This is a genomic window from Thermomonas alba, assembly GCF_022419205.1.
Taxonomy (GTDB): domain Bacteria; phylum Pseudomonadota; class Gammaproteobacteria; order Xanthomonadales; family Xanthomonadaceae; genus Thermomonas; species Thermomonas alba.
In genome coordinates, this window is sequence record NZ_JAJOZU010000011.1 from 1 (window position 1) to 11,946 (window position 11,946).

The following is an 11,946-nucleotide window of genomic DNA, read 5'->3' on the forward strand; positions in this document are numbered from 1 at the left end:
TTTGCCGGACGAATGGCCACACCATTCAACCCCCTTGTCGTTGTAGCTTGCGGCGCTGCCCAGCAGATCGACGAGCTGCTGTTCGATGGAGGCGGTGTTGCAGGACATAGGGCCTAACACCTGAGTTAAGCCGAACTGCGTAGCGCAGGCAACGGCGTGGCAAGCTTAACCTGCCACGCCGTTGCCGGCGCGAAGCAGTTTCGGCTTGAACGAATTGTTAGGGCTCACGCCACTGATCACTGCGCGAAAACTGAAGAAATCTATGTGCGACCCCCCCCGACGCTGCGGCGCCAAGGTACATCAAAGTCACGATAGACCAGAAGCTCCAAGGGTCTAGGTAGCGCAGATACGGGCCGCGCCCTCTCAAACCGACCACCTGCTCCGTGACCAATGAATCATAGATGCCGAATAGCAGGCCAACGAATACACAGGTGATTAATGCAATTGGCAACGCGATTGACCGAAGGCTAAAACGCTTTGTAGGGCCGTTCGCTTCAGCCAGCAGCAAAGAGGCCACGTAAGCGAGCGGTACTGCGCCCGCTGTTGCGAGTAGAGCGGTCACATGCTGCATAAGTTTCCAGTGAGCCCTAACACCTGAGTTAAGCCGCGCCGCGAAGCGGCGTCGGCTTGAACGAATTGTTAGGCCGCGGGGCCAGAGGAATCGTTGCTGCGGCTAGAGGCCTTGCGCAATGCGCCGATTCCGAGGACCACGAACACCACCCCAAGTGCCGTAAAGGCGTTCTGCCCGTTATTGAACGCTGCCGCAAAGAACGAGAGTCCTGCTGCAATGAGCAGGTACCCGGATAGCTTGGATGGCTGGTTGCGTTCCATGTGTCGCCTTTTAATGTGCGTGAAATTTTTACTAGCGGCCTAACTACGAGTAGACCCCAATGTGGGGTGTAGTGCGAATCGTCCCAGTGCCTGAGGGAGCTGTCAAGCTCTGGATTCCTACCCCAAAACGCTGCACTTGCCGATGGCGCGTGGTGTCCGGGTCGCGATCATTGAGGGTGTTCGGCACACGGCAGACCCTGCGATGACATATCACGGCGAAGAGACCCTGAGTAAAGGCAGAGGTGGGGCGGGTTCGCCGCCGCGTCTGTTCGACGAAATTCGCGCGCGATTGCGCTTGAAACATTACAGTTTGCGCACGGAACAGGCATATCTGTACTGGATTCGCCGGTTCATCCTGGCCAATGGCAAGCGCCACCCGCGGACATTGAACGGGGCGGTGGTCGAAGCGTTTCTGTCGCGGCTGGCCACGCAGGACAAGGTGGCGGCCAGCACCCAGAACCAGGCGCTGTCGGCGCTGCTGTTTCTGTACCGCGAGGTGCTGGCAATGGACCTGCCGTGGATGGAAAACATCGTGCGCGCCAAGCGCCCGCAGCGGGTGCCGGTGGTGCTCTCGCGCGGCGAGGTGGCGCGGCTGATGCAGCGCCTTTCCGGGCGCGAGTGGCTGATGGCGAGCCTGCTGTACGGCAGTGGCCTGCGGCTGATGGAATGCCTGCGTTTGCGGGTGAAGGACGTGGATTTCGAGCGCCACGAAATCACCGTGCGCGACGGCAAGGGCGGCAAGGACCGGCGCACGATGCTGCCGTCGGCCCTGAGCGAGCCCCTTCGGCGCCAGCGCGGATCTTCACCCGCAGGGCGTCGAAGAACACCACCGGGTACATCGGCTCCAGCGGACGGGCCTGCCAGGCGCCCACCTCGGCCATCACCGCGTCGGTGACCGCGCTGATGAACTCTGGCGACACCTCGACGGCATACATCTCGGCCAGATGCCCCTGGATCTCGCGCACCGACATGCCGCGGGCGTACATCGAAATGATCCGGTCGTCGAAGCCGGCGAAACGCCGCTCGTGCTTCGGGATCAACTGCGGCTCGAAGCTGCCCGCCCGATCGCGAGGCACGTCGATCCGGAGCGGCCCCTCGTCGGTCAGCACGGTCTTGCTGCTACGGCCGTTGCGGTGGTTCCCGCGGCCACCCTCCGGGCTGGCCAAGTGCACGCCCAGTTCGGCACCCAAGGCGCGCTCGATGACGGCCTTCTTCAACTTCTGGAACACGGCCTCGACGCCGGCGGCGTCCATCGGGCCAGGGATCAGCTTCTCAAGCAGCTCGTCGGGAAGAATGGCGTCCGACTTCGCGATAGGGGTAGATTTCTTGCGTGGCATGGGGGCTCCTGAACATCGTCATGGTAGGCCCCTCACACAAAAATCCTGACACCCTCGTCACTGCCCGCAAGGACTTCTTGTCGAGGAGTTGTCCTTCCAGGCTCACGCGATCCTTTCCCCACTGCGATTCATTTCTGTTCGTCCCCGCGCTCCGGCTCGTCGTCGCCCCACCCGCGCGCATCCATTAATCGACTTCTGAAATCTGGAATTTCCAGAGCCGGCCGATCTAGTGTGCGGGCAGGCCTTTGCGCTCTCGCCAGCGGTACACGGTGTCCTTGGCCACGCCCAGGTGTTGGGCGACCTGCTCGACGGAAACCCACGGTTCAGTGGTCATGGTGTCCGCGCTTGCCAACTGGAAGCGCCTCAAGTGGATTAAACCCGATGGAAGTCTATCAGCCGAAACGTGATCACCGAAGTTTGGAGCTTGGCTCCGCGGCGGAACAGCGCGTGAATCACTGCATCGCGATCACCCGGAGATGCCGATGGAAACCTGCCCCAAGCTCACCCCGATCCAGGCCCTGCTGCTGCGCAGCGCCGCCCGCTGCGCCGATGGGCGCGTGATCCCGCCCGACACCCTGCGCGGCGGCGCGCGGGTCAAGGCGCTGACCGCACTCATGCGCCGGGGCTGGATCAAGCCCGCAGGCAGCGGCCACGCGCTGACCGACGCCGGCTACGTCGTGGCCGGGCGCAAGCGGCCTGCGCTAACGGAGGATCTCCAGCCGGTGGAGCCACCTGGCGACCTCCAACTTTTGGGGAACATCCCGATCCGCCCTGGCAGCAAGCTCGCCGCGCTGGTGGTGGCGATGCGCCGGCCGCATGGAGCCACCTGCCTGCAACTGATACTGAGCACCGGCTGGCAGCCGCATTCGGTACGCGGGGCGATCTCCACCTTGCGCCGTCGCCTGGGCCTGAACGTGGTGCTGACGCGCAACGCCGCCGGCGAGCGGGTGTACCGCCTGCTCGGGCGAACGTGAGCACATAAGGGGGTCGGAATTCGGCTCCGACCCTTGGGGTACGCAGAATCTGCGTACCCGCCGCTGCGTGAGGATGGTGAGGGTGGTGACGATGCTGGCCTGTTGTTTCAGCCGTTCGCCACAAAGAACGCGGCGATCACACCTCGCCGGGTTCCTGCATCCACGCCGGGATGTCACGCTGCCCGTGCAGCACACGCCAGACATCGACGTGGTCGGACCGCTCGACGTAGAAGACCAGATAGGGATACCGCGTCAGCGGCCATGCGCGTAGGCCCGGCAGGTTGAGTTCATGGGCGTAGCGTGGAGAACCTGTGGCCGGGTGCCGGCCGATGTGGCGGTACGCGTCCTCCAGGGCGTCGATGAAGCCAAGCGCAGCGGTCTCGGCGCCTTCGGCCAGGTAATGGGCGATCGCGTCCTCGACGTCTCGATGGGCCTGCTCGCGCGGGGCGACGGGCTTGGCCTTCACGACCGGCGGCGTGTCTTGCCTGCCACCTTGGCCGCGCCGCGTGCCCGCTCGCGCAAGCCCTCGAAGTAGGTCGCGTTCACCGGCTCCGTGGGAGCCGACGAAGCGCCCGCCAGCAGCAGGTTGCGCAGTTGCAGCCGGTCCTGATCGCGGCGGATCAGCTCGCGCACGTATTCGCTGCTGGTGCCGTAGCCGCGTTGGCTGACCTGCTCGTCGACGAAAGCCTTGAGGCTTTCAGGCAAGGAGATGTTCATCGTGCTCATGGCGAGAGGTTAAGTTTCTTGGCAAAATTTGGCAATACTTCCATGCCCTCATTCAAGGAACACATCCATGTCTGCCGCAATCAACTGCCTGCGCTACTGGGATTTGGCCAACTGCATCCGCATCCAGGACGCGGTTGCCCTGTGGTGCGGCGTGGAGCCGGCCGAGCTGGCCCGTCTCAAGGTCGAGACCCACTGCATGAGCGCCAAGCGGGCGGCGCTGGTGGCGGCCTTGCGCGAGGGGCGGCTGGAGTACGAGGACCTGGGCATCGTCACCAGCCAGGGCAAGGTGTTCAAGGGCGCGCCGGTCGATGAGCTGATCGAGAAGGACCGCCTCGTCATCGACAAGGCCAGCCTGCGCCGCTGGTTCGAGCAGCTGCCCTTCGAGGACCGTCCCGCCTTTCTGTTCGAGGAGGAGCGCCAGCCGGTCCTGCCCGATGGCAGCAATGTAGAGGAGATGAACAGCCACAAGGCCATCGCGATCATGGCGCACCTGCTGGCAGCGTCCGCGGGCAAATACCGCGCGGGCGAGCGCCCGAATGCCGAAGCCATCGGGCAGGCGGTGAACGAGGCGGCCAAGCGGTTCTTCGGCGACGATGTGCGCGGCTACGCCTCGTTCCACAAGAAGCTCGGCGCGGCGCTGAGAACCTTCAACCAGGAACTCCCGCAGCGGGCGTGGAATTCCTGAATTTCAGGATATTTTCCTGAACTTCGGCGGGTGTCGGCACTGATCCCGCCAACACTGGCGGCATTCCAAATGAACCCGAAGGAACGCCGCCATGCCCAAACGGGCCCGACCCTGCCGAGCCACCAGCGCCGCTGATTTGCGCGCCGAGTTCTGGCGCGCGCCCGACGAAGCTTTGCTGGACCGCAAGACCACCGCCGCCGGTCTCGGCTACACCGTGGGCTGGCTGGAGTCGGCGGCCACGCACGGCGGCGGCCCGGTGCTCACCAAGATCGGCCGCAGCGTGCGCTACCGCAAGGCCGATGTGCTGGCCTGGCTCAAGGCCCACAGCCGCCGCATCCACAGCACCGCCGAACTGAACCGTCGCTGCGGGGACTGAGCGATGGCAGGGCATCCCTTTTCAGCGCCGGCGGCGCCGATGCAGGCCGACTATCACGACCATCACCACTCTCACTACGGTGATGGTCGTGAAGGTGGTGACGGTGCCCTCCCACTGTTGAGCTGCGCACCAAACGAAGCCACCGACCCGGTTGCCATCGTCGAGGCGGCCATCGCCCGGCTGGCCGAGGACGTGGGCGCGATCTTCGAGCCGCCCGTCCTGGCCGCGCTCACCGCCTTGCGCGCCGAGGACATCGCCGTCTACCAGCGGCTGCGGCACAAGGCCAAGCAGGCCAATCCGGCGTGCTCGGTGACGGAACTGGACCGCGCGACGCGCAACTCTGCCGCAGCCCCCGCCGACGAACGTTCCACCCTCGACGACCTCGTGGCCCTGGCCCGCGCCCAATGCCAGTTGCACCACGACGCCGACCGCAAAGCCGTGGCGGTGATCCGTCTGCCCGGCCGCCGTGAAGTCTGGCGCGTGCCGTCCTCGGGTTTCGAGGACTGGTTGCGCGCGGCTTACTGGCGCGCATACGAGACCGGCGTGGCCGAGGGCACGATGAAGGCCGCACTGGCCACCCTGGCGGCCGCGGGCATCAATGACGGCGACGAGGTCGCGGTGCACGTGCGCGCTGCCCGCTGGCAGGACGGCTATGTGATCGACCTGTGCGATGAGCACTGGCAGGCCGTGGTCGTCACGCCCTCCGGTTGGCAGGTGGTGGCCGAATCGCCGGTGCTGTTCACCCGCACGCCGTCGATGCGTCCTCTGCCGATGCCCGCCATCGACGGCGACGTCGGGCTGCTCTGGCAGCACACCAACGTCCCGGCGGGCCGCCGCGTGATGGTGCTGACCTGGCTGATCGACGGATTCCGCCCAGACACGCCGTTCCCGGTGCTGGAACTGGTGGGCGAACAGGGCTCGGCCAAGTCCACCACGCAGTCGGTGCTGCGCAGTCTCGTCGACCCGAACAAGGTGATGCTGCGGGGCCGACCCAAGACGGTCGAGGACGTGTTCGTCGCCGCCGCCAACAACTGGGTGGTGAGCTACGAGAACCTCTCCAGCCTGACGCCGGAGCAGCAGGACGCGTTGTGCACGCTGGCCACCGGCGGCGGCTTTGCCTCGCGCCAGTTCTATACGAACGGCGAGGAGCACGTGCTGGAGTGCAAGCGGCCAGTGATGATGAACGGCATCGCCGTGGTGGCCACCCGGCCCGATCTGATCGACCGGGTGATCCACATCGATCTGCCGCGGATTCCCGCCGAGGCGCGGCGCGACGACGCCGACACCCACGCCGGCTGGGAGCGTGACCGGCCGCGCGTGTTCGGTGGTCTGCTCGACCTCTTCGCCGCTGCGCTGGCCGTGCTGCCCTCCGTGCAGCTAACCCACAAGCAACGCATGGCCGATTTCGAGCGGCTGGGCGAGGCGGTAGCGCGCGTGCTGGGCTTTGCCCCTGGAGAGTTCCAGGCGCAGTACGCCGACCTCGTGCGCGCCGGCATCGACCGGGCGCTGGAGAGCAACGCCGTCGCGCAGGCCCTGGACAAGTACATCGCCGAGCGGCTGACGCCGCTGAGCTGGCAAGGCACTGCCGGCCAGCTCTACGACCTGCTGAATGGCTACGGCATCCCCGACCGCAGCACATGGCCGCGCTCGCCCAAGGGGCTGGCCGACCAGTTGCGCCGCATCGCGCCGGCCTATCGCGCCAAGGGCATCGAGATCTGTCACCTCGGCCACAGCCGGGACGGCGCGCTGTGGCGAATCGCCCCGATCCGTCCGCACTCAAGCGCCACGCCGCCCGGCGTCGAGGGTGGCAGTCGTTATGGAGACCACCGATGAACGTCAATTCCTTCAGCAAGAAATCTGCAGCCACCGCCAAACCCGTCAAGGACGCATCGCCCCTGAACGACATCGGGGATGTCAGCGCCGTTGCTGAGATGTTCCAGCGGCTGCGCCAACAGAACGCCCAATACGATCAGGCAATTGCCGCCCTGGTCGCCGCCAACCGCATCCAGGACGGCTGGGACAAGCCCGCCGAGCCGAAGATGACGCTGACCATCCAGCGCGAGGTGCTGGTGGGTCTGGGCGATATGGACGCGCTGGCCCAATTCGATCAAGAACACCAGGAAGAACTGGCACAGGAGCAGGCCGCTCGCACCAAGGCCGTACAACAGGCCCTGGAGGCGCCCGTCCGCGTCAAGGCGATGGAGCAGTACATCAACTACCTGGCGGCGCAGATGGTGGCCGGTCTGGACGAATCCCGGATCGACGAGGAAATCCGCCGCATCTTCCGCCCCAGCGCGCGGCGGATGTTCGAAGCTGCCAAGACCTTCGTGCAGGCCTGGCGCGAGATGCAGAGCATGGAGGCGGTGCTGCTGCATCGCGTGCGCCTGACGCACTACAGCGTGACCGGAGACCATCGCACGGGCTACCACCACGAACTGATCGGGCGACGTCGTGATGGGGAATTGCTGCCGACCTTGATCGAGGGACTGACGTTTGAAGAACTGCGCGACCTGAACGACCAGTTCACCCATCACGACAGCGAGCTCGTGACGGCACTGGACAACGCCCTGTGCAGCGCGGGCTTCGATGGTTGGGGGCTGAAGGTCTACCACCCCAAGAGCAAGAACGACGAGCGCCGCATCTACGCCCCTGACCCCAATCCACCGAAGAAGCATCTCGATGCCTACAGCGGGATGGCAGCCGTGGTTCGCGTGGATGCGCCGTGAGGGGATGGTAAAGGCAGTTGCTTTCACCCGATGGAATGCGACGGGTCCTTCCTGGCCCAAGCGCCATGCGGGGGGCGCGAGCGCGCTGACCCGCTACCGACAGACGACGAAATGAGGTTACCAGGGTGACCAGTTACCACCCTGGTTACCACCCGGCACACCCGATCACCCATTCAAGGAAATGAAATGAACACCACGACGACCCACAGCAACACCTCCGGCCCCTGCCCATCGAGCGGCTCTCTCACTTCGATCCGGAAGTCCACCAGCGTGTCCAGCACTGGTTCGCCAGCGGGCAGATGCTGGCCTGGATTCCCATCCTCAGTCAGGAGAACTTCCCTGATACCCCTATCGAGGTTTTGCAATTTGCCGATCGCTATCAGACGGCACTGCGCTGGCCCATCTACCGCCCACAGGACTTGCTGGAATTACCCGAGGGCATGACCGGCTGGTTGCTGCCTGCCGACGCCGAAGACACCGACGTGGCCTGCGGGGTGTGGGGCGGCGAGGTCTACATCCTGGGTGTCACCGACCGGCGCACCGGGCGGGCGCAAACCCTGCTGGGCGAGCGCGGCGACGCCGCCACAGGCTGCGGCGATGGCATGGGCCAGAGCCCGGTTTGACTTGGCTTCTTGCCGCCACAGCGCGTTCATGCACCTGTCTCCACCACCGAGCGCTGCACGATGACCGACACCTCCCATCACCCGACGGTGGCTGCGCAGCTGGCGGCCTTGCCCTCGCTGCCCATGGCCGAACTGTGGGCGCTGTGGGATGCGCACTTTCCCCGACGGCCGGCGCATCCCAATCGCCGCTACCTGGAGTCGCGGTTGGCCTATCGCATCCAGGAGCTGGCCTACGGCGCACTGCCCACCACCATTCGCAGGATGCTTGTCGACGCCGGCGCCCAGCACTCCAAGATCAAGACCTCCACCAGTCGCAGCGCGCAGCCCTGGCTGATGCCCGGCACGACGCTGGTGCGCGAGTGGGACGAGCGCGAATACCGCGTGACGGTCACACCCGAGGGGCTTTACGCCCTGGATGGGCAGGTCTTCAAGAGCTTGAGCGCGGTGGCACGGCACATCACCGGCACGCATTGGAGCGGGCCGAAGTTCTTCGGGCTGCGCGAGCGCAAGGAGCGCACGCAATGAGCCGATCAGCATCCCTGCTCAGCGTGCCGCCCAAGCGTTGCGCGGTGTACTGCCGCGTCTCCAGCGACGAGCGGCTGGACCAGTCCTTCAATTCCATCGATGCCCAGAAGGAAGCAGGGCACGCCTTCATCAAGAGCCAGAGCCACGAGGGCTGGATCGCCGTGGCCGACGACTACGACGATGGCGGTTTCTCTGGTGGCAATATGGAACGGCCGGCCTTGAAGCGCCTGATGGCGGACATCCAGATGGGCAAGGTCGACATCGTGGTCGTCTACAAGATCGACCGGCTGTCACGCTCCCTGGCCGATTTTGCGCGCATGGTCGATGTGTTCGACCGCAAAGGGGTCTCTTTCGTCTCGGTCACGCAGCAGTTCAACACCACCACCTCGATGGGGCGGCTGACGCTCAACATCCTGCTGTCCTTCGCCCAGTTCGAGCGCGAGGTCACCGGCGAGCGCATCCGCGACAAGATCGCCGCCAGCAAGGCCAAGGGCTTGTGGATGGGCGGGCCCGTGCCGCTGGGCTACGACGTGCGCGAGCGGCGCTTGGTGGTCAATGAGGCCCAAGCCGCCCTGGTGCGCCGCCTCTTCGACGATTTCGTGAGCCTGCGCTCGGCCACGTTGATGGTGAAGGCCTACGCCGCCGAGGGGCTGCGGACCAAAGGCGGCAAGCCTTTCACCAAGCAGACGATCTACAAGATGCTGCATAACCGGATGTATCTCGGCGAGATCGTGCACAAGGGGCAGCGCTTTCCCGGCCAGCATCAACCCATCATCACCCAGGCACAGTGGGATGCGGTACACGCGCTGATTGCTACCGATGGCATCGAGCGGCGGCGGGATACCAACAATCGTCAGCGGGAACCGGTGTTGTTGCGCGGCCTACTGTTCACGCCCGATGGCCAGCGGCTGGTGCCCAGCCACACGGTCAAGAAGGGCAAGACCTACCGCTACTACACGCCGATCAAGCACCGACGCTTTGGCGCATGGGCCAGCCAGCATGGGCCACTACCGGCGGCGCCCATTGAGGAATTGGTGACCCAGCAGATCGTAGCGGCGCTATCAGCACCGCACATCGTGCAGTCGGTGTGGGATCGGATTCGGGCAGCCCGCCCAGACCTGTCGGAGCCGGAGGTGGTCTTGCCGATGCGAAATCTGGCTTGCCTGTGGCAGCAGTTGTTCCCCGCCGAGCAGTGCCGCCTGGCGCAGTTGCTGATCGAGCGGGTGATCGTGGCCGATGACGGGCTGGAGATCGTCTGGCGCGATCAGGGCTGGCGGGAGTTGGCCGTCGAGCTGATGCCCGGCACCATCGGCGCGGAGTTGCAGGAGATGGAAGAAGCCGTATGAAGCCGAAAATTCAACCACTGGGCGCAGCCATCGCCTGCGAACGCCGGGATGGCGGGCAGGTCAAGCTGTCCACCTTCATCCCGTTGAAGATCCGCAAACGCGGCGCCAGCAAGGTGGTTGTGCGGCCAGATGGAGCGGTTGAGTCGCCGAGCAAGGTCGCCACCCAGATCGACCAGCCCTTGCTGGTGGCGCTCACGCGGGCCTTCTACTGGCAGCACCTGCTCGACGAGGGCGTGGTGGCCAGCGGCAGCGAGATCGCCCGGCGCGAGGGCCTGCACCACTCCACGGTCAATGAACTGCTGCGCCTGACGCTGCTGGAGCCGGCCATCATCCAGGCCATCCTCGCGGGCCAACAGCCGCGCTGCATGAGCCTGCTGTGGTTCCAACGCAATCCACTGCCGACCGACTGGGTGGCGCAGCGGGAAGTCCTCTCGCGCTTCGATGCGTGAGGGTGTGGCTCAACGAACCCAGCGGCGGGCGTCCTTCAAGAGCAGCAGCAACTGCTGTTCGCGCAGCGGCGAGACGACGAACCCGAACCGGGTGTAGAACCTGGCGGCGTCTTCGTCGATGGGATGGGTGAGCAGGGCCCGCACACCGGCCTGCTCGGCAATCACCAGCGTGCGGCGGATCGCATCCTGAAGCATCCCGACACCGATACCGAGGCCCTGGTGCTCGCGCGAGACGGCAAGCCTGGCCAGGATCACCACCGGCACCGGGTATTGCCCCATCCCCTTGCGGATGCGCTCCGGCGCCTCCAGCGTGTCGACTTGTCCTACGGTCAGGCTGAAGTAGCCCGCCACGCGGCCATCGTCCTCGGCAACGACAAAGGTCTTGGCCGAGCCGCTGCCCTGCGCCTGGCGGGCGTGACGCAACAGCCAGTCATTCAGCGCGGGCTTGCCGCAATCAAAACCTTCCAGCCGATGCTGCGCGGCCAGAGGCGCCGGTGCCCGCAGCGTCACTTGGCGTCCCAGGGTGCCTTGCGAGCGAACAGATCGGCCAAGCCGTCGTTGGCCTGCTCGGGGCGCTCCAGCAGATCCATCAGGGCCTGGTACTGGCTGCCTGAGACCATGAACAGGCGTTGATCCAGCAAGGTCTGCTCGGCGGCCAGGCACGCGCTGTCGAGGATGAAGTCGGTCAGCGATTTGTGGGCCACCTCGGCGGCACGGCGCAGCACGGCCTCCTGTTCCGGCGTGGCGCGCAGCCCCAGGCGGGCAGTACGGGCAGCGGGCGAGGATGCGATGGCAGTCATGGTGGCGCCTCTCTTGTTCGATCAAGTGGCGAAATGTTAGTACAAACGACGCACGCGGTCGAGTTCTCCGAGCAAGCGGGCACCGTGGTTGACGGTGAACCGCCGCATATAAGCTGTTGATTTTGAAGAATCAGGCGCTGCGGCTACCCGCAGGCCAAACGGAGAACAGAGACGGCTCTGACCGTGAAAGTGGCCGATTTCGGGCGTTTCGGGTGATGGTCACCCGCAGCACGGATGGCCGGAACCCCGCGTGGCGCGGGGATTTCGGGCAAGAAAAAGGGCCCGGAGACTATCCGAGCCCTTGTGTTTGGTGGCGGAACCCGGAACCGAACCCGCGTCCCACTCCCGAGCCAGATCGTAACGCCTGGGCCTTGAGGGCGTGGATTCGACGATTTGGCTGTTTCGTTCCGCCCCAGTTTCCAACCCTCAGGGCACTTCTCGAAACCTCCCTCCCCCTTGCAGCCCGTGAGCCGGCATGATGGCGCCCATGAGCACATCGCGCATCAAGCCCTCGTCCTTCTGGCGCTCTCAGCCCGGCGCTGACCTGT

The 11,946-nt window shown here is 65.3% G+C and carries 15 protein-coding genes and 2 pseudogenes; 10 read left to right on the plus strand and 7 right to left on the minus strand.

The window, feature by feature from the left end; translation table 11 throughout:
• Positions 1–639: 639 nt before the first annotated feature.
• Positions 640–831, minus strand: coding sequence for a hypothetical protein (locus tag ML342_RS11250; RefSeq protein WP_162615843.1), 192 nt, complete (start codon positions 829–831; stop codon positions 640–642).
• Positions 832–1,033: 202 nt separating this feature from the next.
• Between ML342_RS11250 and ML342_RS11255 the strand changes: the two are divergent.
• Positions 1,034–1,627, plus strand: a pseudogene (locus ML342_RS11255) (phage integrase N-terminal SAM-like domain-containing protein); the annotation flags it as partial.
• Here ML342_RS11255 and ML342_RS11260 read toward each other — a convergent pair.
• Both ML342_RS11260 and ML342_RS11265 read right to left on the minus strand, forming a co-directional pair.
• Positions 1,626–2,168, minus strand: a pseudogene (locus tag ML342_RS11260) (transposase); the annotation flags it as partial. The pseudogenes ML342_RS11255 and ML342_RS11260 sit on opposite strands and share 2 nt — an antisense overlap.
• Before the next feature lie 226 nt (positions 2,169–2,394).
• Positions 2,395–2,502: a helix-turn-helix domain-containing protein gene (locus ML342_RS11265; protein WP_439655198.1), complete on the minus strand. Its 108-nt coding sequence runs from the start codon at positions 2,500–2,502 to the stop codon at positions 2,395–2,397.
• Between the two features lie 148 nt (positions 2,503–2,650).
• Here ML342_RS11265 and ML342_RS11270 point away from each other — a divergent pair, with 148 nt between their 5' ends.
• Positions 2,651–3,142 (plus strand): DUF3489 domain-containing protein, encoded by a 492-nt coding sequence (locus ML342_RS11270; protein WP_240127127.1) that lies wholly within the window; start codon positions 2,651–2,653, stop codon positions 3,140–3,142.
• 136 nt (positions 3,143–3,278) lie between these two features.
• Here the strand turns inward: ML342_RS11270 and ML342_RS11275 are convergent, their stop codons facing one another.
• The gene (locus ML342_RS11275; protein WP_240127128.1) at positions 3,279–3,608 is read right to left on the minus strand and encodes a type II toxin-antitoxin system RelE/ParE family toxin; all 330 of its coding nucleotides are present in this window, start codon (positions 3,606–3,608) and stop codon (positions 3,279–3,281) included.
• On the minus strand, positions 3,605–3,868 hold the full coding sequence (locus tag ML342_RS11280) for a type II toxin-antitoxin system ParD family antitoxin (RefSeq protein WP_240127129.1): 264 nt from the start codon (positions 3,866–3,868) through the stop codon (positions 3,605–3,607). Before ML342_RS11280 ends, ML342_RS11275 begins: the two co-directional genes overlap by 4 nt.
• A gap of 67 nt (positions 3,869–3,935) precedes the next feature.
• Here ML342_RS11280 and ML342_RS11285 point away from each other — a divergent pair, with 67 nt between their 5' ends.
• The 8 genes from ML342_RS11285 to ML342_RS11320 all read left to right on the plus strand — a co-directional run bounded on the left by ML342_RS11285 (position 3,936) and on the right by ML342_RS11320 (position 10,598).
• Positions 3,936–4,553 carry a hypothetical protein gene (locus ML342_RS11285; protein ID WP_240127130.1) on the plus strand — a complete coding sequence of 206 codons (618 nt, stop codon included), beginning with the start codon at positions 3,936–3,938 and terminating at the stop codon, positions 4,551–4,553.
• A 91-nt stretch (positions 4,554–4,644) separates the two neighbouring features.
• Complete coding sequence (locus tag ML342_RS11290; RefSeq protein WP_240127131.1) at positions 4,645–4,929, plus strand: helix-turn-helix transcriptional regulator; 285 nt, start codon at positions 4,645–4,647, stop codon at positions 4,927–4,929.
• Positions 4,930–4,968: 39 nt separating this feature from the next.
• Positions 4,969–6,762: an AICE element replication initiation protein gene (locus ML342_RS11295; protein WP_240127132.1), complete on the plus strand. Its 1,794-nt coding sequence runs from the start codon at positions 4,969–4,971 to the stop codon at positions 6,760–6,762.
• Positions 6,759–7,655 carry a hypothetical protein gene (locus tag ML342_RS11300; RefSeq protein WP_240127133.1) on the plus strand — a complete coding sequence of 299 codons (897 nt, stop codon included), beginning with the start codon at positions 6,759–6,761 and terminating at the stop codon, positions 7,653–7,655. Before ML342_RS11295 ends, ML342_RS11300 begins: the two co-directional genes overlap by 4 nt.
• Positions 7,656–7,954: 299 nt before the next feature.
• Positions 7,955–8,278, plus strand: a complete 324-nt coding sequence (locus tag ML342_RS11305; protein WP_240127134.1) for a hypothetical protein — start codon at positions 7,955–7,957, stop codon at positions 8,276–8,278.
• Positions 8,279–8,338: 60 nt separating this feature from the next.
• The gene (locus ML342_RS11310) at positions 8,339–8,803 is read left to right on the plus strand and encodes a DUF2924 domain-containing protein (RefSeq protein ID WP_240127135.1); all 465 of its coding nucleotides are present in this window, start codon (positions 8,339–8,341) and stop codon (positions 8,801–8,803) included.
• Complete coding sequence (locus ML342_RS11315) at positions 8,800–10,149, plus strand: recombinase family protein (RefSeq protein ID WP_240127136.1); 1,350 nt, start codon at positions 8,800–8,802, stop codon at positions 10,147–10,149. The genes ML342_RS11310 and ML342_RS11315 overlap by 4 nt, the downstream gene beginning before the upstream one ends.
• Positions 10,146–10,598 (plus strand): site-specific recombinase resolvase, encoded by a 453-nt coding sequence (locus ML342_RS11320; RefSeq protein ID WP_240127137.1) that lies wholly within the window; start codon positions 10,146–10,148, stop codon positions 10,596–10,598. The genes ML342_RS11315 and ML342_RS11320 overlap by 4 nt, the downstream gene beginning before the upstream one ends.
• Positions 10,599–10,607: 9 nt before the next feature.
• On the opposite strand, the gene ML342_RS11325 is transcribed toward ML342_RS11320, so the two are convergent.
• Both ML342_RS11325 and ML342_RS11330 read right to left on the minus strand, forming a co-directional pair.
• The gene (locus ML342_RS11325; RefSeq protein ID WP_240127138.1) at positions 10,608–11,108 is read right to left on the minus strand and encodes a GNAT family N-acetyltransferase; all 501 of its coding nucleotides are present in this window, start codon (positions 11,106–11,108) and stop codon (positions 10,608–10,610) included.
• Complete coding sequence (locus tag ML342_RS11330; protein WP_240127139.1) at positions 11,105–11,398, minus strand: type II toxin-antitoxin system TacA family antitoxin; 294 nt, start codon at positions 11,396–11,398, stop codon at positions 11,105–11,107. The genes ML342_RS11325 and ML342_RS11330 overlap by 4 nt, the downstream gene beginning before the upstream one ends.
• Between the last annotated feature and the right edge of the window lie 548 nt (positions 11,399–11,946).